Raw genomic sequence first — 22674 nt, forward strand, 5'->3', positions numbered from 1 at the left:
CCATGGCGGAGGATGCAGTCGTAAAGCCACCCCGCTGGCGCCGCTGGGGCAAGGAGGCGCTCTGGCTGCTGCTGATGGCGCTGGTCATCTCCACTCTGCTGGATCTGTGGCGCAGCCCCACCCTGCCGGCGGGAGCCATGGAGGCCCCCTTCACCCTGCAGGATGGCACCACCACCAGCCTGGCCGAGCAGAGCCGCGGCAAGCCTCTGCTGGTCTACTACTGGGCCAGCTGGTGTGGCGTCTGCCGCTTCACCACCCCCACGGTGGAGCAGCTCTGGCAGCAAGGTGAAAACGTGCTGACGGTGGTGCTGCGCTCCGGCAGCGATGACCAGTTGCGCGCCGGGATGGCGAAGAGGGGGCTCGCCTTTCCCACCCACAACGATGAGCGGGGGGATCTGGCCGCTCGCTGGCAGGTGGGGGTCACCCCCACCTTCCTCATCATCAAGGATGGGAAGCTAGTGAGCACCACCACCGGCTGGAGCTCATGGCTCGGGCTCAAGGCCCGTCTGCTGTGGGCCAGCCTGCGCTGACCCCTGACCTCGACGCCCGGCCAGTCCGGGCGTTTTTTCAACCCCTGTCACACATGGGTCGCCATGGAACTGACAAAATAGTCACAAACGGCCCCAAACCTCCCCTGACGAGGCCCCGCACGACGCCACCCGCACGCCCATCTGTTCGCTTCCTATCCATGGCGATGGCGGCCTGTTTGCGTTAAAATGTCGGGTTTTTGCCGAGCCTGGTTTGCCAAGAGCCCCGCCGCCAGGCCAGCGCAGGGTCAATTCCACGATGCCAGTGAGGCAGGATCCGTCATGAACAACTACTTCCGGGTGTTGGGCGTCAAGTCCAACGCCAGTGAAAACGACATCAAGAAAGCCTATCGACGGCTGTCGAACCAGTACCACCCCGACAAGCTGCACGGGGCGAGCGAAGAAGAGAAAGAGCAGGCAGCCCTCAAGCTGCACCAGGTAAAGCAGGCTTATGAAGTGCTGTCCGATCCGAAACAGCGGGCCGCCTTTATCAAGGATTTCAACAACGTCATCGTGACCGATCCCGCTGCTGCCATGCAGGAGATGTGGGACCAGTTCTACCCCTGAGCCACCAGGCAAGAAGAGCGACTATGCAAAATAAATGGGACCAGGCACGGCTCAAGGCCCTGCAAAGCGATGCCAGTGAAAACATCGAATCCTACCGGGATCAGGACGACCCCAAGGGACTCGAGCAGTTCACCGACCAGATGAAGGCCCTGCTGCTGGCCGACATGAGCATGCTGGAGTTCATGCCCGAATACCTGCCGCTCGCCCTCTATGGCCGGGTGCAGTTCCCGGCCAAGGCCAAGTCGCAGTGGAACAAGTGGCTCGCCAGCGGCGAGCAGCCTTCCTGGGACGAGTTCAAGGTGAGCGTCGGCTTCAACAACGCCGTCCTGCCGCTGGTCAAGGCGGTGCGGGCCCAGAGCGAAGATCAGCTGATGGAAGCCTGCGCCGTGCTGTTCCTGCTCGACAACCCGCTCCCGCGCGGCAGCCACCGCGGTGATGACGACTATGAGCTGCGCGATGAAGAAGAGGAAGACGGGGAAGATGCCGACGCCGACTACCACGGCGGCAGCGACCGCTATGGTGATGACCAGGGCGAGCAGGATATGTACGACGAAGTCCGTTTCTAATTGGGGCAAGGCATGAGCAACAGTCTGATAGAAATTACCGCCATCGAGATCAAAGAGCTGGCCGTTATCGAGCCGAAGCAGGCCAGCGAAAAGTTCGAGCTGATCGCCAAGACCATGTCTGACGACCAGCTGGCAGAAGTGATTGAAAATATTGATATCGTTACCCTGACCCAGATTAACGGCCAGCACGATATCTCCTTCCCCTCCATCATCTCCGAGCTGATGACCCCGGAGCGGATCCGCGACATCGTCTGCCAGCAGCCGCTCTACTGGGAAGAGGCGATCAAGAACAACGCCGATGAGCTGCAACAGCACACCTTCGACTTCCTCAACTACCTGATCCGCACCCAGGATAGCGAGGCCAAGCAGCGCGAGATCCTCGAGTGCGTGGCCGAAGACCCGGCAGGTCTCTTCTACCTCGCCATCCCCTTTATCGAGTTCTATCGCGGCGATCGCTATGAAGAGGACGAGGGCTATCGCGACGTGCTGCACGCCGAAGAGGAAGACCTTGAAGAGTCCCTGCGCTACAGCGAGCGCCAGCAGAGCGAAGATGTCCACGACTATGCGCTGGACGACCCGCGCAGCCTCTTGATGCTCATTCGCGAGCTGGCCCCCGAGGTGGAGAAAGCCATCAAGGCGCTGCTGCGCAATGAGCACTCCAGCTGGGACGGCATCATCAACAAGTTTGCCGCCGAGCTGGTGATGCAGGCCAAAGAGAAGAACAAGGTCGAGGAAGACGAGTACGGCGACGTCGACGACATGTTCAGCTTTCTGGATTAAGGAGCCCATTCATGCAGTTAGTCATTCGCGATGCCAACCTGGGCCCCTTTCTGACCCAGGTGCTGCGCTTTGGCCGCGACAATGAACGTTTGACCGAGCAACAGCTGGCCGCCATCAAGGGCAAGGCGGTGCTGATGAGCCTCAAATTTGCCGACAAGTACTACAACAAGTACAAGATGCACCTGCTGGAGCAGGCCGCCCACGACGTCATCGGCGTGGTGAGCCTCGGCCTGCAGGAGCTCTCGGCGCGGGATCCGGCCAAGGCGCTGGCGCTGCTGCAGGCGCCGGAAGGCCCCATCAAGCCGTTTCAGAAGGGCTGGTCAATGCTCATCACCGTCAGCCCCAAGCAGGCTGGCAACAGCCTCTACGGTGACGTGGATGCGCGGCTCTTGGACAAGATCTCGAGCCCGCCCGATGTGGAGGAGTGGCAAGGGTGGCAGGAGTACGAGAAGGCGCTGACCGAGCACAACAAGAGTCGCCTGATGGCACTCATCGACCAGCACTTCTTCGCCTGCGAGAGCGACCACCCCACCATGGAGGACAAGCTGGCCGAAGCGCTGCTCTACCGCATCCTCTGCGGCAAGGGCAGTGGCGCCGCCCCGCTCAAGGTGAAGCAGGATCTCAAGCGCAAACTGGCGCGAGAGATTGAGCTCGACGAGAGCTGGTATGACACCGACTACCTCGCCGCCCAGCTCGCCCTGATGCTGAATGCGCTGCCCGCCGACATGGCCGCCGCCCTGCGCCAGGAGCTGAGCCCGGGCTTTGTGCCCAACCTGCTGCACACCCTCGGCTTTGTGCGCCAGTACCAGCTGCTGCAAAAAGAAAACGCCTCACCGGAGAAGCTCGACAACATGGAGATGCGCGCCGGTCTCAAGCACCCGCTGCTCGGCTGGCCGCTCTATCACGACTTCTAAGGGGCCATGCACCCTGCAGGACGGCCCCCACCGCTCCTCCCCACAACGCCCGGCTTGCCGGGCGTTGTGCTATCCGCCATCCCGCTGGCAGCAGAAACCCTTGTCATGGCCGCCGCCCTCGGTAGAAAACTACCCCGTAAGCGTCATTGGCCCCATTTTTGGCAAGGATATAATGACTCCCCCATACCAGAGCCGGGGAACGAGCAGTGAGTAGAAAGCCGGACCGCATTACCGCGATGCAGCAGATCATCGACGCCGTGAAGGCGGAATTTCCCCTCTATCAACCGGATACCTTCAAATGCGGGCCGGACAACACCTGCATCGGCTGCCCCAAGAAGCTGATGGAGCTGGTGGATACGGACCTCTGCTACTGGCAATATCAGATCGATCGCGGCATTCCGCCCTCCTTCGACGAGATCCAGCGCTTCGGCAAGATGTGCAAGAACATCCGCCGGGCCCTGGTGCGCAATGGCCGCATCCCCGCCTGAGCGCCCCATCGCAGCCAAGGGAGAAGCGCCCGCCGGCAACCCCGAGAGGAACAGTTTATGACCCAGGAAAGGATACAGACCCGCTACACCCTGAATGGCACCCTTGCCAGCCACGCCGAGCTGGAGCAGGCCATCGCACGGGCGATAGAGACCCACAAGCAGGATTTCTTCCCCCTGCTGGAGCGGCTGGTGGATGTGGGTGACAGCCGGGTCAAGCTCAGTCAGAAAGACCCGCTGCGGGTACTGGTGGTGGAACTCGACGGGGCTCACACCGGCGGCAGTGCGCGCCTCAGCTACGAATCCAACTTCGCCGAGAGCTGCCGGCTGATCGATGAATATGACCAGCACCAAACCAGCGTGGCCTTTCGCCTCGACGGGGATCAGCTGATATTCGATCTTGAGCTGCCCATACAGTGGAATTTCGACAACTGATTTGCGGCAGTGCAATTCGCCTTGTTGACGGCGCCCAACGGTTACTTTCCTTCACGCTGCCCCTCTCCAAACGAGAGAGGGGCACTAAACATATTGCAGCAACCGGCTTTCACGCTTATCTGATCACGCTTCGCCAATCAAACCTGCGGCCCTGCCACTTCGTTATAAATAAAACATGACGCTAAGCGGTCACCACACATAACCGTTTAAGCAGCCGATAAAGAAAGACGGGTTGCACCAGCGTCAGCGCTATCACCAGCCAGGCCAGGGTAGCCATATTGCCCAAGTGACCATCGACATCCGTCAACAGCATCGAAGAGACGACGGCGGCCGAACCGCTGAATATATGCTGGAACACATTCTGCAATGACATAAACCCTGCTCGTTCCCCGGGCTCTGCGACCTGGCTATTAACAGCAGCAGCCGTGATCGTCCGTGTCGATGTCACCACCATGAACAAGGTAAAAATGACCATAGTCGGCAACAAGGGGGACCCCAAGAAACCATCCCAGACAATGGCGATAATCAATCCCCCTGCCCACAACGTGATACGCACTGCGCCAACGCGGTCCATCAAATAACCACCCAACTGCATCGCGATCACGCTGAGAACACCGCCCATGACATAGTACTGACTCATATCGCTGCGAGGCACACCGAGATTGAACTGAAAATAGGCCGCCATGTTCGGAACAATAAGGAAGGTGCTGAAAATAGCCAATCCGATTGCCATAAATGCATGCCACACCACGGCTCGTTTCAACATAGCCGTGATTGAAAAAACCTTTTGGTGTTGCCCTAAGTGGGAAGTCATATTCGGCAGCCGCATAAATACCATCACGCTGACGCACAAGCCCACCCCCCCGACGACATAAAAAGGTGCGCTCCACCCTTTCAACATGGCCAATTCCAATCCCAAGGGCACACCGGCAATGGCTGACAACGAGAAAGCCCCCATCACTATCGCCATCGCTCGACCACGTTGTGGTACTGGCGTGGCATCCACGACGATCGCCATTGCTATCGACGTTGCCGGACCGGCAAATATACCTGCCAACAAACGGGTAAAGAACAAGCTTTCCATATTCCACGCCAAGGTGCAGGCCCAGGTGGATAGTGTGACGCCCAGCAATGAGAGCAATGCCACCTTTTTTCTATCAAATCGATCAATATATCTGGCACATAATAAAGATGATAATGCGGCGGCAAGTGCATATCCTCCCCCCAAATATCCTATATAGGTTGGACTGATATCTAGCGCGCGAGATAAATCAGGTCCAAGCGGCATGATCATCATAAAGTCCAGCGCACTCACCAATTGAATAAAGGCAGCCAGCCAAACGCTACCCACATCCATCACTGCACCATTAAAATAAGGTGTCTTACCTGCCTTGTCTTTTTCTGACATCATAGTGTCCATGCTCAATATTTGGAGACAGACAGCATACCTACTACCATCATCTATTTTTATCCTTTAGAATGGCACAGACTGTTATCACATCAGGGACAATAGATGCGCACCGGCCTGGACTTTACTTCATCAAGAATATTTATTGCGGTAGTTGAACAAGGCAGTTTTGTCGGCGCATCCAAAACCCTTGAAATACCGACCTCAAACATCAGCAGAAGTATTGCTCAGCTGGAAGAGAGACTGTCACTCCAGCTTATTGAACGCAGTACTCGGCATATGAAACTCACTCAGGCTGGTCAGCTGCTCTATACCCGAGTAAAACCCTTGCTGGAATCACTGGAGCAAACCGAGGCTGAATTGACATCACAGCAGATTCAGCTGAAAGGGCCACTGCGCCTGTGCATTCCCAATGAAGCCGGCCCCAGACTGCTCGGTACCGCGATAGCGGACTTTGCCTGTCAGCATCCCGAAATAAAGATCAGCTGTATTACCAACCTGTCAGGATTTGAGACATTAAGAGAAGACCTGGACATAGCCGTCATCATTCACAGAGGAAAGCTGGATGACAGCGATTATATCGCCAGCCATCTGACCACCATTCCTTGTACCGTGGTTGGCTCTCCGGCTCTTATTCAGCGGTGCGGGCTTCCCAGCCACACGACACAGCTACAAGACCTTCCCTGTATCACCACGGTAAACGCCCTGAAGGGAATGCCTTGGCAGTTCGCTCGTCCCGACGTTGAATTTTCCACCGTTCAGGTCAATGAACATTACCGTGTCAATAGTGGTGAACTGGCGCTAAAAGCCGCGCTCGCCGGGGTCGGATTTGCCATTCTTGCCAAGATGTCTTGCCAGGAGTTTATTGATGATGGCAGCCTGGTTGAGATTGAACTTGAATTACCCGCTGCCCCATTGCAGTTGTTTGCTGTTTATGCAAATCGACAATATCTACCGGCTAAAACGCGCGTATTTATTGACTTTATACGGCAAAACATCATTAGTTATCAGTAACTAATACCGGTAAAGCCTCAGTTGGTAACATCGGCTTTGCAAGATACCAAAACCCGGCGGCCATCGTTCTCGAACGCTGATTACTCTTTCCCATCAGACCCGCGGCTCTTTCACTTTAAGCCACGCTCTGCTGAGAAATTCAGAAATTTTACCGTTAATTATCGTGTGTATATCATCTCTGTTTACTCCTGGTGCATCATTACAAATAGCTGGTGCCAGTTTATTTAATTGAGCAGAGCATGGAGAGAGAAAAACAAAATGACCGGCATTGTGTATTACCTGAAATTCTTTTTCTGCAGCCAACGTGGTGGCCAGGTCTCTGGCATTTTCTTTCCAAGAAAGCTCTTCATCCTTATCACCAGTAAAAATAAGGGTAGGGGCAATCACTCTTCTGAGTGAGCCGGGAGCGAATGCCATGCTCACCGGAGCCATGAAAACCCATGCCTTTATCCTAGAATCGGGGTGCACAACTAGACCAGGATGGTCATTTATCATTACCCCTTTGTTTGAACATATGGCACTCATGTCATATTTACGACAATAATTTTCATAGCGTCCTGCATCAATATCTCCTCCTCTCAACAACAATCCTGTTGCTCCACCGGCAGAGAAACCAATAAATGCTATCTTATCTTTATCAATATATTTAGCTAGTTCAATATCATTGGTCGCAGCAGTAATAACGGCAGATATTTGTAATGGACGACCATACCAGGAACTAATGGCCCCTGCCCCTGTCTGATCCTTGTAGTTATCACCAGGATGCGTGAGGGTAATAACAATATTTCCCTGCCGAGCCAGAGTCGTGGCAAGGTCATGATGACTCCATAAACTACCGGCGTTGCCATGTGAGATCACTATGGCTGGATAGCGGCCTGGTACTATATTCAGCGCCTTTTGTGCCGCTATTTGATAAGGGCCTATCGTACTTGGTGTTTTTTCTGCGGCCACACCGGGATAGAAATATACGGCATCCATAGGCTTTTCACCTACAGGATCAGTCACTATGAGACGCTTAAACCCTGTATATTCAGCCGATACGACGAAGGATGGCAAGGCACTGCACGTACATATTGCACAAAGTAAAAAATAACGAAAAAGAAGCCTCATCAGATATCCTTTCTGATCCAATCGACATTGGGACGACACGCTACCACTATCCCCATGAGGAGTCATTTTTCACAAAAAAATGGGAGCGAATAATTCGCTCCCATCTTGTATAGATCCGTTGACTACCCTTCCTGATTTTCCCCGGCTGCCGGTTCTGCGCCGGCGACGGTTTCAATCTCGATGCGATCGACCCGCTGCAGACCACGAGGCAGTTTGGCACCACGGCGGCCGCGCTCGCCGCGGTAGTAATCAAGGTCAGCTGGCTTGAGGGTCAGCTTGCGCTTGCCGGCAAACAGGGTCACCGACTGGCCCTGCGGAATGACGGCGGCCATCACCACAAACTCCTCTCGCGCCTTCACCCGTGCCGAGGGGATGCTGATCAGCTTGTTGCCCTTGCCTTTGCCGAGCACCGGCAGGGTATTGAGCGGGAACAGCAGCATGCGCCCTTCGTTGGAGATGGCCATGCAGAGATCGGTGTCCGGCGCGCCTATCTTCTGAGGTGCCATCACCAGACCCCCTTCCGGCACGGTGAGCAGCGCCTTGCCGTTCTTGTTCTTACCGATCAGGTCGTCATATTTGCAGACGAAGCCGTAACCGGCGTCGGAACAGATCAGATACGGCTCGCCTTCGTTCCCCATCACCAGATGACGCACCTCTTCACCAGCCCCCAGCGCGAAGCGGCCGGTGAGCGGCTCACCCTGACTGCGGGCGGAGGGCAGGGTATGGGCCTCCAGCGAGTAGGTTCTCCCCAGGGTGGAGAGGAACACCGCCTGCTGGTTGCTGCGGCCATGGGCGTGGGCCAGATAACCGTCCCCCGCCTTGTAGGAGAGACCCTCCACATCCACGTCGTGGCCCTTGGCGGCGCGCACCCAGCCCTTGTCAGAGAGGATCACGGTGACCGGCTCGCTCGGGGTGAGCTCCTTCTCGGTCAGAGCCACGGCGGTGGCGCGCTCCACCAGCGGGGTGCGGCGATCGTCACCGTACTTCTCGGCATCTGCCAGGATCTCTTTCTTCAGCAGGGTGCTGAGACGGCGCTCGGAACCCAGGATCAGTTCCAGCTTGTCGCGCTCTTCGGCCAGTTCGTTCTGTTCGGCGCGCAGCTTGAACTCTTCGAGCTTGGCCAGGTGGCGCAGTTTCAGCTCGAGGATCGCCTCGGCCTGGGTCTCGCTGATGTTGAAGCGCTCCATCATCACCCGGCCCGGCTCTTCCTCGGTGCGGATGATCTCGATCACCTCGTCGATGTTGAGGTAGGCAATGAGCAAACCTTCGAGGATGTGCAGGCGGGCCAGCACCTTGTCGAGGCGATACTGCAGGCGACGGCGCACCGTCTCGCGGCGGAAACTCAGCCACTCGGTGAGGATGGTCTTGAGGTCTTTCACCTGGGGCCGGTTGTCCAGACCCAGGATGTTGAGGTTGACCCGGTAGTTCTTCTCCAAGTCCGTGGTGGCGAACAGGTGGGCCATCAGCCCCTCCACGTCCACCCGGTTGGAGCGCGGCACTATCACCAGACGGGTCGGGTTTTCGTGGTCCGACTCATCGCGCAGATCGGTGACCATGGGCAGCTTTTTCGCCACCATCTGGGCGGCGATCTGTTCCATGATCTTGGCGCCGGAAGCCTGATGGGGCAGCGCGGTGATGACGATGTCGCCATCCTCTTCGCTCCACACCGCCCGCTGCTTGATGGAGCCCTTGCCGGTCTCGTAGATTTTGCGGATGTCGTCGCGCGGCGTGATGATCTCGGCGTTGGTCGGGTAGTCCGGTCCCTGCACATGGGCCATCAGGGCATCCAGGCCGGCATTGGGGTTGTCCAGCAGCTCCACACAGGCGTGGGCCACTTCCCGCGCGTTGTGGGGCGGGATGTCGGTCGCCATCCCCACCGCGATGCCGGTCACCCCGTTGAGCAGGATGTGCGGCAGGCGGGCGGGCAGCACCACCGGCTCCTTCATGGTGCCGTCGAAGTTCGGCGTCCACTCCACCGTACCCTGGCCCAGCTCGGAGAGCAGCAGCTCGGAGAAGCGCGACAGCCGCGCCTCGGTATAACGCATAGCGGCGAAGGATTTGGGATCGTCCGGCGCACCCCAGTTGCCCTGACCGTCCACCAGCGGGTAGCGGTAGGAGAAGGGCTGGGCCATCAGCACCATGGCTTCATAACAGGCGATGTCGCCATGGGGGTGGTACTTACCCAGCACGTCACCCACGGTACGGGCGGATTTCTTGTGCTTTGACAGCGCCGACAGACCCAGCTCGCTCATGGCGTAGATGATGCGCCGCTGCACGGGCTTGAGGCCGTCGCCGATATGCGGCAGGGCCCGATCCATGATGACGTACATGGAGTAGTTCAAGTAAGCCTGCTCGGTGAAGGTGCGCATTGGCTGGCGCTCTACCCCGTCCAGACTGAGCTCTAGATCGCTCATAGATTTGTTCTCTTTCGGTTATAGAGCCGGTTGGCGCTCTACTTCATCCACAGACTGAGCTCGATAGCATCACTCATGTGATTATCTCTTTCGGTTTGGGAGCCGCCACAGGGCGACTCCGGCTAAATGCTTGCCGGCCCCGACAGGGCCGGTCAACGGCTTAGATGATGGCGAGGTTGCCCTTCTCTTCGAGCCACTCGCGGCGATCGCTCGCCCGCTTCTTGGCCAGCAGCATGTCCATCAGCTGCAGGGTCTCGTCCCCCTCGGCCTCTGGCCCCATGGTGAGCTGCACCAGACGGCGGGTGTTGGGATCCATGGTGGTTTCTCTCAGCTGTTTCGGGTTCATCTCACCCAGCCCCTTGAATCGGGTCACCATCACCTTGCCTTTCTTCTTCTCGGCTTCGACCCGCTGCAGCACGCCGTTCTTCTCGTCCTCGTCGAGGGCGTAGTAGACCTCCTTGCCGATATCGATCCGGTAGAGGGGCGGCATGGCCACATAGACGTGGCCCTGATTGACCAGCGCGCGGAAGTGTTTCACGAACAGGGCGCAGAGCAGGGTGGCGATGTGCAGACCGTCCGAGTCCGCATCCGCCAGGATGCACACCTTGCCGTAGCGCAGGCCGGAGAGATCTTCCGAGTCCGGGTCGAGCCCGATGGCCACCGAGATGTCGTGCACTTCTTGCGAGGCGAGCACCTGACCGGCCTCCACCTCCCAGGTGTTCAGGATCTTGCCGCGCAGCGGCATGATGGCCTGAAACTCGCGATCCCGCGCCTGCTTGGCACTGCCGCCCGCGGAGTCACCCTCCACCAGGAACAGCTCCCCCTGCATGGGGTCGGCGCAGTTACAGTCGGTGAGCTTGCCGGGCAGGGCCGGGCCCTGGGTTATCTTCTTGCGCACCACCGTCTTGGCGGCGCGCATCCGGCGCTGGGCGCTGGAGATGCAGAGCTCGGCCAGCTGTTCGGCCAGCTCGGTGTTGCTGTTCAGATAGAGGCTGAAGGCATCCTTCACCACGCCGGAGACAAACGCCGAACTCTGGCGCGAGGAGAGCCGCTCCTTGGTCTGGCCGGCAAACTGCGGATCCTGCATCTTGATGGAGAGGATGTAGGCGCAGCGATCCCAGATATCTTCCGGGGTCAGCTTGACCCCGCGCGGCAACAGGTTGCGGAACTCGCAGAACTCGCGCATGGCGTCGAGCAGGCCCTGGCGCAAACCGTTGACGTGGGTACCGCCCTGGGCGGTGGGGATCAGGTTCACATAGGATTCGGCGAGGCATTCCCCCCCTTCCGGCAACCAGCACAGGGCCCAGTCCACCGCCGACTGCTCGGTGCTGAAGGCGCCGACAAAGGGCTGCTCCGGCAGGCAGGTGAACTGCTTGACCGCGTCGACCAGGTAATCCTTGAGGCCGTCTTCATAGCACCACTCCAGCTTGATGCCGGTGTTCTTGTCGAGGAACTTGATGGTCAGACCTGGGCAGAGTACCGCCTTGGCCTTGAGCAGGTGTTCCAGCTTGGAGACCGAGAACCTAGGAGAATCGAAGTAGTGGGCTTCCGGCCAGAAGCGCACCCGGGTGCCGGTGTTACGGCGCCCGCAGGTGCCGGTGATGGTCAGCTCCTGCACCTTCTCACCCTTCTCGAAGGCGATGTCGTAGACCTGGCCGTCACGGCGCACCGTCACCTCGACCCGCTCGGAGAGGGCGTTCACCACCGAGATGCCCACCCCGTGCAGACCGCCGGAGAACTGGTAGTTCTTGTTGGAGAACTTGCCGCCCGCGTGCAGCTTGCAGAGGATCAGCTCCACCCCGCACACCCCTTCCTCCGGGTGGATGTCGACCGGCATGCCGCGACCGTCGTCGATCACCTCGAGGGACTGATCTTCATACAGGGTCACCTCCAGAGTACGGGCGTGGCCCGCCAGCGCTTCGTCGACGCTGTTGTCGATGACCTCCTGACCGAGGTGATTGGGCCGGGTGGTGTCGGTATACATGCCGGGGCGGCGACGCACCGGTTCAAGGCCATTGAGGACCTCAATGGCATCCGCATTGTATTGAGTAGACATGGAGGGCCTTGCGAATTGACGTTTGGGGAGAATCTTACTCGTTGGGAGGGTATTGGACAAACCCGGCGGCGGCAAAGCTTGATCCGGACGGGGTAAGTTGCCCCGCCGGCCCGTTCAGCGCGCCTCGGCCGCCACCGGCAGCGCCTGCTGCAACTGGGAGAGCGAGCTGTGCAGCCGCCACACCATGCCGGCCAGCTCCCGCGCCGTCGACTCCCTGTGGTTGGCCAGGGCTGCGCTGATCCGCTGCAGCTCGGCCAGGGTGCGATCTAGGGAGGCGTGCTGCACCCCCTGCTCGGTGAGGATCCCCTGCAGAGAGCGGATGCAGTTGTCGCGCACCAGGTAGAGGGGCTGATCCTCGCCGCGCCACTGGCGCAGCTGCCAGACGATGTGGCTGCAGTTGAGCAGCACCACGCCCCAGCGCAGCACCCAGAGGCGGGCGGTCTGATCCTGACTCTGGCTGAGCTGGCTGATGCAGTGATAGATGAGCGATTCGAACTGGCTCTCGCTCTGGCGCGGGGCCGGCTCCAGCTGATCCATGAAGTGGCGGCGCAGGGAGCGGATGAGGCGGCGGCTCTTGCGCCGATCCGAGCTCGGTCGCAGCAGCTGGAATGCCAGTCCGGCACTCATCACCCCCAGCGCCTGCCCCAGGCTGCCGTTGATGTACTGCAGATAGTCGTAGCTCGGCGGATTGGTGATGGCGAGAAAGGAGCCGAGCAGCACGATGAGCTGGCCCCACAACACCGCCTGCCTGGGCTGTTGCTGCTTGAACAGCTGCATGGTGATGAGCACGGGGAACAGCAGGGCGCAGAAGAGCCAGAAGTCGTCGAGGCGGATCATCAGGCCGAACTTGACCGCGAAGCAGATGAGGCTCAGCAGCAGGATCGCCTTGAGCATGGTGTTGGCCCCCTTGGCGGGCGCCGGGGTGGCCGAGTAGAGCACGCAGCAGATGGAGAGCAGGGTCAGCGCCGAGCTGCCCGCATCCCACTGGCTGTGGATCCAGAAGGCGCAGCCCAGCAGCACGCAGAGGAAGGTACGCCCGCCGTTGTAGGCCGCCTCCAGCGTGTCGGTGTGGCTGGTGAGCGAAGAGTGGCGCGGCGGTGCCGGCCACTCCTGATCGTCGTAATGGGCCAGCCGATCCAGCCAGCGCTGACACTCCAGATAACTCCAGCAGAAGTGGCGCAGCCGTCGCCAGAAGGTGTGCAGCCGGTAATCGCTGGCCGCCGTCGGCACCAAGGGGGCCAGCAGCCGGGCGATGCGGTACTTGTCGCAGCCGGGCTGGCCCAGCTCGACCAGCAGCCGCTCCAGCAACGCCTGCAGCCCCTCCGGTTGCTCCGGCCAGTTGTGCAGCATGCGGCGCTGGCTGGAGATGAGGCTGATGAGCCGCAGCTGGCGGTGCAGCAGGAAGTTGAGCAGCCGGTTGTGGCGACGCAGCCGATGGTGGCTCCAGACCGCCTGGATGCGCAGCACGTTCATGGTGAGGATCTGGCCGATCAGCCCCTCGTGGGCAGTGCGCACCTCCGGGCTCGCCTCCCCCAGCCAGAGCAGCTGGGCATGTTCCAGCAGGCGGGCCTGGGTCTTGTGCAGCGACTGCAGCAGGGTTTCCCCATCCGAGGTGCTGGGCAGGATCATCATCAGCAGGCCACCGCAGAGGATGCCGACGATCACCTCGCTCACCCGCGCCTGGGCGATGTCGAAGATGTGCTGCGGGTCGGTCACGTTGACGCAGGAGAAGGCGATGATGGCGGCGGTGTAGCCCGCCAGCGCAAAGGCGTAGGAGACGTTGTTCTGATGGTGGTTGGAGATGTAGGTACAGAGCGCCAGCCAGAGCGCGATGAGGAAGCTGAACAGCCAGGGATCGCTGATGCCAAGGCCGGTGATCACCACCGCCGCCATGGCACCGATGAGGCTGCCCACCACCCGCCCCAGACTCTTGCTGATAACGCCGCCCACGGTGGGAAAGCTCACCACCGCGGCTGAGGTCATCGCCCAGTAGGGGGAGTCCAGCTCCAGCACGAAGGCCAGCCAGAGCGACAGGCACATCGCCAGGCTGTTGCGCAGGGCGTAGCGCCACTGGCCGCCATTGGCCTTGCCCCAGGGGGTCTGGCGCCAGAGCGAGGCGGCCACCTTACTCCCCTATGGAGATGGTGCAGGTGGTGCCTGCAATCAGCGTCAGCCCGGGCGGCACCTCCAGCAGCTTGATCCGCACCGGCACCCGCTGGGCCAGCCGCACCCAGGGCACATTGGGTTTGACGTCCAGCAGCAGGTTGTCGGCCCCCTCCACGCTCTGATCGTGGATGGCGCGCCCTATGCTCTCCACTTCGCCGCGCAGCCGCTGCTCCCCGCTGTAGAGCACTACCTCGGCCGGTTTGCCCGGCGCTATGTGCCTGAGCTTGGTCTCCTCGAAGTAGCCCTGCACGTAGAAGGAGTGGATGTCCACCAGTGCCACCAGCGGCACCCCGGCGCTGGCATAGTTGCCGACCCGGGTCTGCAGGTTGGTGATGTAGCCATCGCTCGCGGCATGTACCCGGGTCTTGGCCAGCGACCATCTGGCCTGCTCCAGATTGGCCTGGGCCACCTGGTAGGCCGCCTTCATCGCCTGGGCATTGAGGCGGGCCTCGTCCACCGCCTCGGCGGAGATGACGCTGCGCGACAGGCCGCTGCGCCGGTTCGCCTCGTGCTCTGCCTTGTCGAGATCCGATTTGGCCTTGGCCAGCGCCGCCTGGGCGTTGTCCAGCGCGATCCGGTAGGGCTCGGGATCCAGGGTAAAGATCTCCTCCCCCGCCTTCACCAGCTGGTTGTCCTTCACCGCTATCTTGATGATCTTGCCCGACACCTCGGGGGTGATGCTGACCAGCTCGGCGCGCACCTTGCCATCCCGGGTCCAGGGCCCCTGCATGTAGTAGTTCCACAGCCACCAGCCCGCCGCCAGCGCCAGCGCGCAGACCAGCAGGGTAGAGAAGTATTTGAGGGTCGCGAGGGGTGATTTAGCCATGTAGCAATATCCATAGGGCGCCGCTGACGGCGAGGATAAACAGGGAGAGATCCATCAGCAGGGGATGCCAGACATCCCCGCCGTAGAGCCAGTCACGCAGCAGGTGGTGCACGGGCAGCCAGCCCAGCAGGCCGAGCAGAACCGCCTTGAACAGGGGCGGAAAGTAGAGAGAGGCGCCCAGGATCAGATCCGGCAGTGCTGAAGTTGTCACAAGCGGGCTCCCTGTTGGCAAGCGAGATTATGCGGACTCAAGGCCCGCCATGCGGCGGGTCTGGCAAGATTATCACAGCCCCGCAAGGCGCTACAGGAGCAGATGAGACCCTGTCGGTCAGACCAGCCGATCCGCCGGATGGTTGATGCCATCGAGCAGTGGCACCTCGCCCAGTTCGAACGGATTGACGCCTTCGAGGCAGGCGAGGTTGTAACCATACTGGGCCGGATTGGAGCGGCGCTGATGGTGGGTGTAGATGCCGCAGATGCTGCAGAAGTAGTGCTTGGCGGTGCGGGTGTTGAACTGGTAGCAGCGCAGCGCCTCCTCCCCTTGCAGGATGCGGATGCCGGACAGCGGCACCGAGGCGACGATGGCACCCCGGCGTCGGCAGAGGGAGCAGTCGCAGCGGCGCGGATCCACCACGCCGTCCGGCAGGGTCAGCTCCAGCACCACGGCGCCGCAGTGGCAGCTGGCTTTGTGCCGCTCCTGAATGGGGGTATTGCCGATGCGCTTGATCATGCTACCTCCTTGCAGACGGGTTCAGGTTCCGAGCCAATCAATCGAACAGGGTATCCTGCCGCCCCTGTAAAAGATGGTCATACAGGGTGCGCAGCTGGGACGCCACCACCCGATGGCGGGAGAGCGGGGGCAAGTCGTCGATGGGGAAGTACCCCGCCCCTTTGGTTTCATCGGTTTCGCCCAGCAGCTGGCCGCCGGTCACCTCGCACAGGAAGAACGCCTTGTGAGCGTGGGGCAGCTGGGGTGGATGAGGGTGTTTCAGCTTGTCGAACAGTGCCAGCAGTTGCACGGCACGACATTCGAGGCCGGTCTCCTCCACCACTTCGCGCACCACGGCCCCCGCCGGCGAGTCACCGATGTCGCACCAGCCCCCCGGCAGGGTCCAGCAGCCGTCGCTGCGCTCCTGCACCAACAGGATATGGCCCGCATCGTTCTGAATGAAGGCCCGCACATCGAGCTTGGGAGTGGGATAACCGCGATCGAGGGCGATCCAGTCGCTGATGGCTTCCGGTGCCAGCTCGCTCTGGCTGGCGATGAGCGCCACCGTGGCCGCTCGCAGCGCCTCGAAACGGCCGATATCGAAGGGATCGTTGGAGTAGGTGAGGCCCGCTTGCGCCGTGGCCAGCACCTGTTCCAGAAAGGTGGCCAACGGCGGCTGCATGGCTAGAGCCCGAGGAAACGGACGATCTGGGCGGGGTAGCGCTCGAACGCCACGAAGGCGTGGTCGCCGCCGCACTCCAGCGAGAGGCGGGCAAAACGGTATTCGTCCAGCGCCTTGCGGTAGTCGAGCACCTCGTCTTCCTGCTGTTGCAGCACCCAGAGTCGCTCGGGGGCCCTCACCGGCACCGCCAGCGCCCGCAGCTCATTCATGTGTTCAGGCAGCAGTTGATACTGCTCCCCCGTGTAGGGGTTGGTCTGGGGGCCGAGGTAGTCGCAGAGCAGCTCGTGCGGGCGCACCGCCGGGTTGATCAGGGCGGCGCGACAGCCGTATCGCTCGCTGACCCGGGTCGCCATAAAGCCGCCGAGGGAGCTGCCCACGGCGCCAAGCTTGAACTCGTTGCCATAACGGCTCTGCAGATCGGCAATGGTCTGCTCGATGGCCGCCCAGGCCGCCGCCGGGGTGTTGGGCTGGGCCGGGATCACCACCTCGATATCGGGTCTGTGCTCAGCCACCCAGGCAGCCATCTGCTGCGCCTTGGCGGAGCCCGGCGAGGAGTTGAAACCGTGCAGGTAGAGGAGTACGGGCTTCATCGCGACTCCTCAATAACCGGTGGCATTGGGGTCGGGCACGAACTGCCCCACCGGCAGACGCCACACCTGGCTGGCGATGCGGCCATCCGGGTAGAGGGTGAGGTAGCGCCAGCCCGGGCCGGATTCGTCCAGCGCGAAGCCATCGGAGAGCGGTTTGAACTGGATGCAGGTGGAGGGGCTGGCGATCAGCCGCACCCCGCGGTGCACCTCGTCAAACTCCTGGTGGACGTGGCCGAACAATATGGTCTTCTGCTGCGGGTGGCGGGCCAGCACGGCAAACAGGTCATCGGCATTCTTGAGATTGTGCTGATCGAGCCAGGCACAACCCACCGGCACCGCCTGATGGTGCAGGGCGATCAGGGCATGGCGCTCGGGATGCTGGCGCAGTGCCTGATCCAGCGCCGCCAGCTGGTGATCCCCCAGCACCCCGTGAGGTTTGCCGCGCACCTGGGTATCCAGCAGGATCACCTGCCAGTGCTCGCCTACCAGCTGCTTGGCCTCGCTGATGCCGGCCGCGTGCAGGTATTCGGTCATCAGGGGGCCGTCATCGTGGTTGCCGGGCAGCCAGTAGATGGGGCGCGCCAGCGGCGCCATCATGGAGGCGAAGCGCTGGTAGGACTCCGGACTGTGATCCTGGGAGAGATCCCCGGTGGCGAGGATCAGATCGAACGGATGGTCATTGGCCTGCACCCGTTCCAGCACGGCAGCCAGGCTCTCGGCTGTGCGCACGGCCAATAGCCGCCCCTCGGCACTCGCGAAGAGGTGGGTGTCGGTAATTTGCAACAGGCGCACACTGCCGTCCTGCGCCTGGGGTAGCTCTGTTTCCAAAATCACGCTTCTTTTTATGAGTTCAACTAGAGGATGTTTATCAGGCTGGTACCATGTCTGAGACAAAATTTTAGCCAATCGGCCAGAAACAGGTTTACCTGCTCCTTTTCATCCCGCTGGTGCATATTTTTATTGGGATAATCATAACGTGGTTGCAACCTTGAAATCTGTTGCGCCGCACACACTTCCGCCATCCGCACGTCATGGTACAAACGAATCTCTATCCGGGCCTGCAAATAACTCGGCAATTCCGGGTTGTGCTGGGCCAGGATCACCTGGCTGGTGAAGCGACTCTCCTCGCTCACCGTGAGCTGAAACTGCAGGCCGTTGCCCACCTGATAGCGGCGTTCGGCACCGACACTGCCGCCCGGGGGCAACAGCTTCATCAGGGTCATGTAGTTGACCTCGCAGGTACGCTGCAAGGACATCAGATCAGGCACATAGCGCTTCATCGGGCTCTGGACTAACGACATTTCTCAGCTCCATCAATCCGAGCACATGGATAGTTGACCTCACAAGTACGCTGCAAGGACATCAAATCAGGCACATAGCACTTGGCCTGAGAATGAACGAGCGCCACCTTAGCGCTCCGCCAGCCAGCGGGCACGCAGCTCGCCGTGATTGAGAGCCAGCCACTGCAGGGCGATGACGGAGGCGGCGTTGTCGATGAGCCCCTCTATGAGCCAGGCATAGGCCTGCTCGCGGCTCACCACGTGAACCCGGATGTCTTCCCCCTCTTCCGCCAGACCGTGGATCCCCTCGGCCTTGCTGGCATCCACCTCGCCCACGTAGACCTCGATACGCTCGGTGCTGCCGCCCGGGCTCACCAGATAGCTGATGGCGTGCTCGCAGCGGCCGACCTCGATGCCCGCTTCTTCCACTGCTTCGCGCCGCACCACCTCTTCAGCGACCTCGCCCGGGTCTATGATGCCGGCCACCAGCTCCAGCAGCCAGGGGGTGGCACTGGTCTCGATGGCGCCGATGCGAAACTGCTCCACCAGCACGATCTGGTCGCGCACCGGGTCGTAGGGCAACAGGGCGGCGGCATGGCCGCGCTCGAACAGCTCGCGGACGATGGGCTCATTCCAGCCACCTGCAAATAACCTGTGCTGCAGACGATAGACGTTCACTTTGAAGAACCCGTTATATCCTGCTGATTTATCGATGATTTTCACGTCATCGGCAGAGTAGTGACGGGTTTGGGGCAAGGCTTGCTGCGACATACGAGACTCCCGCCAGCTTGACTTGGCTCGGTTAGACCATAAAATCCGGGAACATGAATGAACATTCATTCACTCGCTCCCGTCGGAGATGAGGGATGGATTTTAGCAGCCACAGGACATTTGGCTAGGCACGAGGGGGAGAAAACTCACCCTCGTTCTTGACGTTCCTGTCGCTGGAAAAGAGACAGTTATCATAAAATTTTGCTTATAGTAGAGTGATTAAGCTGAAATCAAGCTTGCTCAGTGACAATACCCCTCCTTCATCCAGCGACAGCTTTGGGTTAATACATAAGGTTAAAACGATCTATGAAAAGAACACTCTTGTCAGCCATGGTGTTGCTGGGCGTCAGCGCCGGCGCCCATGCCGAAAACCTGCTCGATATCTACCAACAGGCCCAGATCAAGGACACCCAGCTGCTGGAATCCAAAGCCAAGCGTGACCAGGCCTTCGAGAAGATCAACGAATCCCGCGCCGCCCTCTTGCCGCAGATCAACCTGGGCGCCGGTCTGAACTACCTGCAGAACAAGGGTGATACCCAGACCAACAGCAACGCCACCGGTTCCCTGTCGCTGGACCAATCCATCTACCGCCGCAGCAACTGGGTCAACCTGAGCCTGACCGAGAAGAGCGCCACCCAGTCCGACGTGACCTACAACCTCGAAATCCAGAACCTGATGCTGCGTACCGCCCAGGCCTATTTCGACGTGCTCAAGGCGATGGACACCCTTGAGTTCGTGCGCGCCAACAAGGCCGCAGTGGAACGTCAGCTGGAACAGACCCAGCAGCGCTTTGAAGTGGGCCTGACCGCCATCACCGACGTGCACGAAGCCGAGGCCGAGCGCGATCAGGCGCTGGCGGACGAGATCAACGCCGAGAACACCCTGGACAACAGCTACGAGAGCCTGCGCGAGCTGACCGGTATCGACCACCGTCAGCTGGACGTGCTCAACACCGAGCGCTTCAGCCCGCAGAAGACTCCGTTCAACTCCGACAAGTGGCTGGAGCTGGCGCTGGACAAGAACCTGCAACTGCACAGTGCCCGCATCGGCAAGGACATCGCCAAGGAGCAGATCGATCTGGCCAAGACCGGTCATGAGCCGACCCTGGATCTGGGTGCCGGCCTCTCCAGCACCTACAGCGACTACAAGGACGAGATCCGCAACCCGGAGAGCAACGCCAATCAGGCCAACATCGGTCTGAACTTCAAGCTGCCGCTCTACAGCGGCGGGGCAACCACCTCCCAGGTCAAGCAGTCCCAGTTCAACTACGTGGCCGCCAGCGAACAGCTGGAGCGCAGCTTCCGCAACGTGCAGAGCACGGTACGCTCCTCCTACAACAACGTGAACGCCAGCATCGGCTCGGTGCGCGCCTACGGCCAGTCCGTTATCTCCGCCGACAGCGCCCTCAAGGCGACCGAAGCGGGTTACGAAGTGGGTACCCGTACCATCGTCGACGTGCTGGACTCCACCCGCAAGCTGTACCAGGCCAAACAGAAGCTCTCCGAGGCCCGCTACAACTACATCCTCAGCATCCTCTCCCTCAAGCAGGCCGCCGGCACGCTGGAACAGAAGGATCTGGAAGACGTGAACCAGGGGCTGATGCCCGCCGCTCAGGCCAAGAACAAATCCTGATCCGGTTCATGACGACAAAAAGGCGACCAGAGGGTCGCCTTTTTCATCTCTGTTCGCCGCCGGGAGTGCATTGGTAGGAGTCAGCCAGGCAACATCATGTCACCGGCCCGGCTGCCCCATCAAAAAACCCGGCCTTGGCCGGGTTTTGCGCTTAGCCGCGTTCGCGGATGGTCTTGATGATGTCGCTGGTGGAGCAGCCATCCTCAAAGTTGAGGACCCGCACCTCGCCACCGTTGGCGGTCACCTCGGCGTAGCCGGCAATCTCTTCCGGCTTGTAGTCGCCGCCCTTGACCAGCAGGTCCGGCAACACCTCGGCGATCAGCCGCTGCGGGGTGTCCTCGGCGAAGGGCACCACCCAGTCCACGGCACCCAGCGCGGCCAGCACGGCCATCCGGCGCTCGGTCGGATTGACCGGACGACCCGGCCCCTTGAGGCGACGCACCGACTCGTCGGTGTTGACCGCCACGATCAGGCGATCCCCCAGCTTGCCGGCATTGGCCAGGTAGGAGACGTGACCGGCGTGCAGGATGTCGAAGCAGCCGTTGGTCATCACCACCTTCTCGCCACGCAGACGGGCGGCCTGCACGGCAATCTTGAGCTGGGCTTCAGACATGACGCCAAAGCCGGTCTCCTGCTCGGTGTAGAGGGCATTTGCCAGCTCGACCGGGCTGACGGTGGAGGTCCCCAGTTTGCCGACCACGATACCGGCGGCGGTGTTGGCCAGGGCACAGGCTTCGTCCAGGCTCTTGCCGGCGGCCAGCGAGGTGGCCAGGGTGGAAATGACGGTATCACCGGCACCGGTCACGTCATACACCTCGTGGGCCTGGGCCGGCAGGTGCAGCTCGGGCTGGCCTTCACGGATCAGGGTCATGCCGTTCTCGGAACGGGTGACCAGCAGGGCCTCCAGCTCGAAGCGCTTGACCAGCTCCAGCCCCTTGGCAACCAGCTCCTCTTCACTCTTCACTTTGCCCACCACGGCCTCGAACTCGGACATGTTGGGGGTCAGCAGGGTGGCACCGCGGTACTTCTCGAAATCGGTCCCCTTGGGATCGACCAGCACCGGGATGCCGGCGGCGCGCGCGCGCTGGATCATGCCGGGCACGTCGTTGAGGGCGCCCTTGCCGTAGTCGGAGAGGATCATCACGTCGCTGTGCGGCAGCGCCTGCTCGACCTTGCCCATCAGCAGGGTGGAGTCCACATCGTGGAAGGCCTCTTCAAAGTCCAGACGCAGCAGCTGCTGGTTGCGCGACAGTACGCGCAGCTTGGTGATGGTCGGGTAGTCGGCCAGACGAACGAAGTCACAGGCGACCTTGACGCCGGCCATCTGGCCAGCTAGGGCATCGGCGGCCTCATCCTGACCGGTCAGACCCAGCAGCACGGCGTGGGCGCCCAGCGCGGCGGAGTTGAGCGCCACGTTGGCGGCGCCCCCCGGGCGCTCCTCAATGTGTTCGACCTTGACCACGGGCACCGGTGCCTCGGGCGAGATCCGGCCGGTGGGGCCATGCCAATAACGGTCCAACATGACATCGCCAACGACCAGAACGCGGGCTTTTTCAAACTCGGGCAGGGTGATCTTCATCTGTATCGACTCTCAAAACCTGAAAAATCAGTCGCCGATTTTATCACACTCTTTTATTTGAGGGAGAAAAAGCAAACCTGCGGTTTCCATTTAAAGAAACCGGTAGTGACGATTCCCATCACGCCAGTGAACCACCATCAGCCCCTCTGACCAGCACATAGCC

At 60.6% G+C, this 22674-nt stretch carries 23 protein-coding genes; 9 read left to right on the forward strand and 14 right to left on the reverse strand.

Annotation, left to right across the window (positions count from 1 at the left end):
* The first annotated feature begins 2 nt into the window (after positions 1 to 2).
* The 7 genes from PG899_RS13625 (at position 3) to PG899_RS13655 (ending at position 4274) form a co-directional block, all read left to right on the forward strand.
* Positions 3 to 530, forward strand: a complete 528-nt coding sequence (locus tag PG899_RS13625) for a protein disulfide oxidoreductase (RefSeq protein ID WP_143238947.1) — start codon at positions 3 to 5, stop codon at positions 528 to 530.
* Between the two features lie 279 nt (positions 531 to 809).
* Positions 810 to 1094: a cold adaptation protein ActJcold adaptation protein ActJ gene (atcJ, locus tag PG899_RS13630; protein ID WP_005305278.1), complete on the forward strand. Its 285-nt coding sequence runs from the start codon at positions 810 to 812 to the stop codon at positions 1092 to 1094.
* 23 nt (positions 1095 to 1117) lie between these two features.
* Positions 1118 to 1660: a cold adaptation protein AtcA gene (gene atcA, locus PG899_RS13635; protein WP_045525544.1), complete on the forward strand. Its 543-nt coding sequence runs from the start codon at positions 1118 to 1120 to the stop codon at positions 1658 to 1660.
* Positions 1661 to 1672: 12 nt separating this feature from the next.
* Positions 1673 to 2440 (forward strand): cold adaptation protein AtcB, encoded by a 768-nt coding sequence (gene atcB, locus PG899_RS13640; RefSeq protein ID WP_005343119.1) that lies wholly within the window; start codon positions 1673 to 1675, stop codon positions 2438 to 2440.
* Positions 2441 to 2451: 11 nt separating this feature from the next.
* Positions 2452 to 3354 carry a cold adaptation protein AtcC gene (gene atcC / locus PG899_RS13645; protein WP_077095173.1) on the forward strand — a complete coding sequence of 301 codons (903 nt, stop codon included), beginning with the start codon at positions 2452 to 2454 and terminating at the stop codon, positions 3352 to 3354.
* Between the two features lie 236 nt (positions 3355 to 3590).
* Positions 3591 to 3842, forward strand: a complete 252-nt coding sequence (locus PG899_RS13650) for a hypothetical protein (protein WP_026080289.1) — start codon at positions 3591 to 3593, stop codon at positions 3840 to 3842.
* 57 nt (positions 3843 to 3899) lie between these two features.
* A complete protein-coding gene (locus PG899_RS13655) occupies positions 3900 to 4274 on the forward strand; it encodes a hypothetical protein (RefSeq protein WP_042064827.1) in 375 nt (124 codons plus the stop codon).
* A 181-nt stretch (positions 4275 to 4455) separates the two neighbouring features.
* On the opposite strand, the gene PG899_RS13660 is transcribed toward PG899_RS13655, so the two are convergent.
* Positions 4456 to 5700: an MFS transporter gene (locus PG899_RS13660; RefSeq protein WP_077095175.1), complete on the reverse strand. Its 1245-nt coding sequence runs from the start codon at positions 5698 to 5700 to the stop codon at positions 4456 to 4458.
* A gap of 87 nt (positions 5701 to 5787) precedes the next feature.
* Between PG899_RS13660 and PG899_RS13665 the strand changes: the two genes are divergently transcribed.
* Positions 5788 to 6696 carry a LysR family transcriptional regulator gene (locus tag PG899_RS13665; protein WP_077095176.1) on the forward strand — a complete coding sequence of 303 codons (909 nt, stop codon included), beginning with the start codon at positions 5788 to 5790 and terminating at the stop codon, positions 6694 to 6696.
* 93 nt (positions 6697 to 6789) lie between these two features.
* On the opposite strand, the gene PG899_RS13670 is transcribed toward PG899_RS13665, so the two are convergent.
* From PG899_RS13670 to nudF, 12 genes are all read right to left on the reverse strand, one after another.
* Entirely contained in the window at positions 6790 to 7806 is a 1017-nt protein-coding gene (locus PG899_RS13670; protein ID WP_256821905.1) for an alpha/beta hydrolase family protein, read from the reverse strand.
* A gap of 122 nt (positions 7807 to 7928) precedes the next feature.
* The gene (gene parC, locus PG899_RS13675; protein WP_270697446.1) at positions 7929 to 10220 is read right to left on the reverse strand and encodes a DNA topoisomerase IV subunit A; all 2292 of its coding nucleotides are present in this window, start codon (positions 10218 to 10220) and stop codon (positions 7929 to 7931) included.
* 160 nt (positions 10221 to 10380) lie between these two features.
* On the reverse strand, positions 10381 to 12276 hold the full coding sequence (parE, locus tag PG899_RS13680) for a DNA topoisomerase IV subunit B (RefSeq protein WP_077095179.1): 1896 nt from the start codon (positions 12274 to 12276) through the stop codon (positions 10381 to 10383).
* Between the two features lie 114 nt (positions 12277 to 12390).
* Entirely contained in the window at positions 12391 to 14400 is a 2010-nt protein-coding gene (locus tag PG899_RS13685; RefSeq protein ID WP_077095180.1) for an FUSC family protein, read from the reverse strand.
* A gap of 1 nt (position 14401) precedes the next feature.
* On the reverse strand, positions 14402 to 15268 hold the full coding sequence (locus PG899_RS13690) for an efflux RND transporter periplasmic adaptor subunit (RefSeq protein ID WP_077095181.1): 867 nt from the start codon (positions 15266 to 15268) through the stop codon (positions 14402 to 14404).
* Positions 15261 to 15479 (reverse strand): DUF1656 domain-containing protein, encoded by a 219-nt coding sequence (locus tag PG899_RS13695; protein ID WP_005305321.1) that lies wholly within the window; start codon positions 15477 to 15479, stop codon positions 15261 to 15263. The genes PG899_RS13690 and PG899_RS13695 overlap by 8 nt, the downstream gene beginning before the upstream one ends.
* Before the next feature lie 117 nt (positions 15480 to 15596).
* The gene (locus PG899_RS13700) at positions 15597 to 15998 is read right to left on the reverse strand and encodes a GFA family protein (protein ID WP_077095182.1); all 402 of its coding nucleotides are present in this window, start codon (positions 15996 to 15998) and stop codon (positions 15597 to 15599) included.
* A 37-nt stretch (positions 15999 to 16035) separates the two neighbouring features.
* The gene (locus PG899_RS13705) at positions 16036 to 16659 is read right to left on the reverse strand and encodes an NUDIX hydrolase (RefSeq protein ID WP_077095183.1); all 624 of its coding nucleotides are present in this window, start codon (positions 16657 to 16659) and stop codon (positions 16036 to 16038) included.
* Between the two features lie 2 nt (positions 16660 to 16661).
* Positions 16662 to 17249: a YqiA/YcfP family alpha/beta fold hydrolase gene (locus PG899_RS13710; protein ID WP_077095184.1), complete on the reverse strand. Its 588-nt coding sequence runs from the start codon at positions 17247 to 17249 to the stop codon at positions 16662 to 16664.
* 9 nt (positions 17250 to 17258) lie between these two features.
* Positions 17259 to 18077, reverse strand: a complete 819-nt coding sequence (gene cpdA, locus PG899_RS13715; protein ID WP_011707475.1) for a 3',5'-cyclic-AMP phosphodiesterase — start codon at positions 18075 to 18077, stop codon at positions 17259 to 17261.
* Between the two features lie 26 nt (positions 18078 to 18103).
* A complete protein-coding gene (locus PG899_RS13720) occupies positions 18104 to 18529 on the reverse strand; it encodes a DUF1249 domain-containing protein (RefSeq protein ID WP_370539134.1) in 426 nt (141 codons plus the stop codon).
* Between the two features lie 129 nt (positions 18530 to 18658).
* Entirely contained in the window at positions 18659 to 19300 is a 642-nt protein-coding gene (gene nudF, locus PG899_RS13725; protein WP_179101291.1) for an ADP-ribose diphosphatase, read from the reverse strand.
* Between the two features lie 306 nt (positions 19301 to 19606).
* On the opposite strand from nudF, the gene tolC reads away from it, so the two are divergent.
* Positions 19607 to 20932 (forward strand): outer membrane channel protein TolC, encoded by a 1326-nt coding sequence (gene tolC, locus PG899_RS13730; protein WP_029302135.1) that lies wholly within the window; start codon positions 19607 to 19609, stop codon positions 20930 to 20932.
* A 151-nt stretch (positions 20933 to 21083) separates the two neighbouring features.
* Here the strand turns inward: tolC and hldE are convergent, their stop codons facing one another.
* On the reverse strand, positions 21084 to 22511 hold the full coding sequence (hldE, locus tag PG899_RS13735) for a bifunctional D-glycero-beta-D-manno-heptose-7-phosphate kinase/D-glycero-beta-D-manno-heptose 1-phosphate adenylyltransferase HldE (RefSeq protein ID WP_016352090.1): 1428 nt from the start codon (positions 22509 to 22511) through the stop codon (positions 21084 to 21086).
* Positions 22512 to 22674: the final 163 nt, after the last annotated feature.

This window comes from Aeromonas sp. QDB39, from assembly GCF_027707585.1.
GTDB lineage: Bacteria > Pseudomonadota > Gammaproteobacteria > Enterobacterales > Aeromonadaceae > Aeromonas > Aeromonas hydrophila.

What these genes read in the sequence shown, in the direction of transcription:
- PG899_RS13625 (WP_143238947.1), top strand. Translation starts at nt 3, where the DNA reads ATGGCGGAGGATGCAGTCGTAAAGCCACCCCGCTGGCGCCGCTGGGGC.
- atcJ (WP_005305278.1), top strand. Translation starts at nt 810, where the DNA reads ATGAACAACTACTTCCGGGTGTTGGGCGTCAAGTCCAACGCCAGTGAA.
- atcA (WP_045525544.1), top strand. Translation starts at nt 1,118, where the DNA reads ATGCAAAATAAATGGGACCAGGCACGGCTCAAGGCCCTGCAAAGCGAT.
- atcB (WP_005343119.1), top strand. Translation starts at nt 1,673, where the DNA reads ATGAGCAACAGTCTGATAGAAATTACCGCCATCGAGATCAAAGAGCTG.
- atcC (WP_077095173.1), top strand. Translation starts at nt 2,452, where the DNA reads ATGCAGTTAGTCATTCGCGATGCCAACCTGGGCCCCTTTCTGACCCAG.
- PG899_RS13650 (WP_026080289.1), top strand. Translation starts at nt 3,591, where the DNA reads ATGCAGCAGATCATCGACGCCGTGAAGGCGGAATTTCCCCTCTATCAA.
- PG899_RS13655 (WP_042064827.1), top strand. Translation starts at nt 3,900, where the DNA reads ATGACCCAGGAAAGGATACAGACCCGCTACACCCTGAATGGCACCCTT.
- PG899_RS13665 (WP_077095176.1), top strand. Translation starts at nt 5,788, where the DNA reads ATGCGCACCGGCCTGGACTTTACTTCATCAAGAATATTTATTGCGGTA.
- PG899_RS13670 (WP_256821905.1), bottom strand. Translation starts at nt 7,806, where the DNA reads ATGAGGCTTCTTTTTCGTTATTTTTTACTTTGTGCAATATGTACGTGC.
- parC (WP_270697446.1), bottom strand. Translation starts at nt 10,220, where the DNA reads ATGAGCGATCTAGAGCTCAGTCTGGACGGGGTAGAGCGCCAGCCAATG.
- parE (WP_077095179.1), bottom strand. Translation starts at nt 12,276, where the DNA reads ATGTCTACTCAATACAATGCGGATGCCATTGAGGTCCTCAATGGCCTT.
- PG899_RS13690 (WP_077095181.1), bottom strand. Translation starts at nt 15,268, where the DNA reads ATGGCTAAATCACCCCTCGCGACCCTCAAATACTTCTCTACCCTGCTG.
- PG899_RS13700 (WP_077095182.1), bottom strand. Translation starts at nt 15,998, where the DNA reads ATGATCAAGCGCATCGGCAATACCCCCATTCAGGAGCGGCACAAAGCC.
- PG899_RS13705 (WP_077095183.1), bottom strand. Translation starts at nt 16,659, where the DNA reads ATGCAGCCGCCGTTGGCCACCTTTCTGGAACAGGTGCTGGCCACGGCG.
- PG899_RS13710 (WP_077095184.1), bottom strand. Translation starts at nt 17,249, where the DNA reads ATGAAGCCCGTACTCCTCTACCTGCACGGTTTCAACTCCTCGCCGGGC.
- PG899_RS13720 (WP_370539134.1), bottom strand. Translation starts at nt 18,529, where the DNA reads ATGAAGCGCTATGTGCCTGATCTGATGTCCTTGCAGCGTACCTGCGAG.
- nudF (WP_179101291.1), bottom strand. Translation starts at nt 19,300, where the DNA reads ATGTCGCAGCAAGCCTTGCCCCAAACCCGTCACTACTCTGCCGATGAC.
- tolC (WP_029302135.1), top strand. Translation starts at nt 19,607, where the DNA reads ATGAAAAGAACACTCTTGTCAGCCATGGTGTTGCTGGGCGTCAGCGCC.
- hldE (WP_016352090.1), bottom strand. Translation starts at nt 22,511, where the DNA reads ATGAAGATCACCCTGCCCGAGTTTGAAAAAGCCCGCGTTCTGGTCGTT.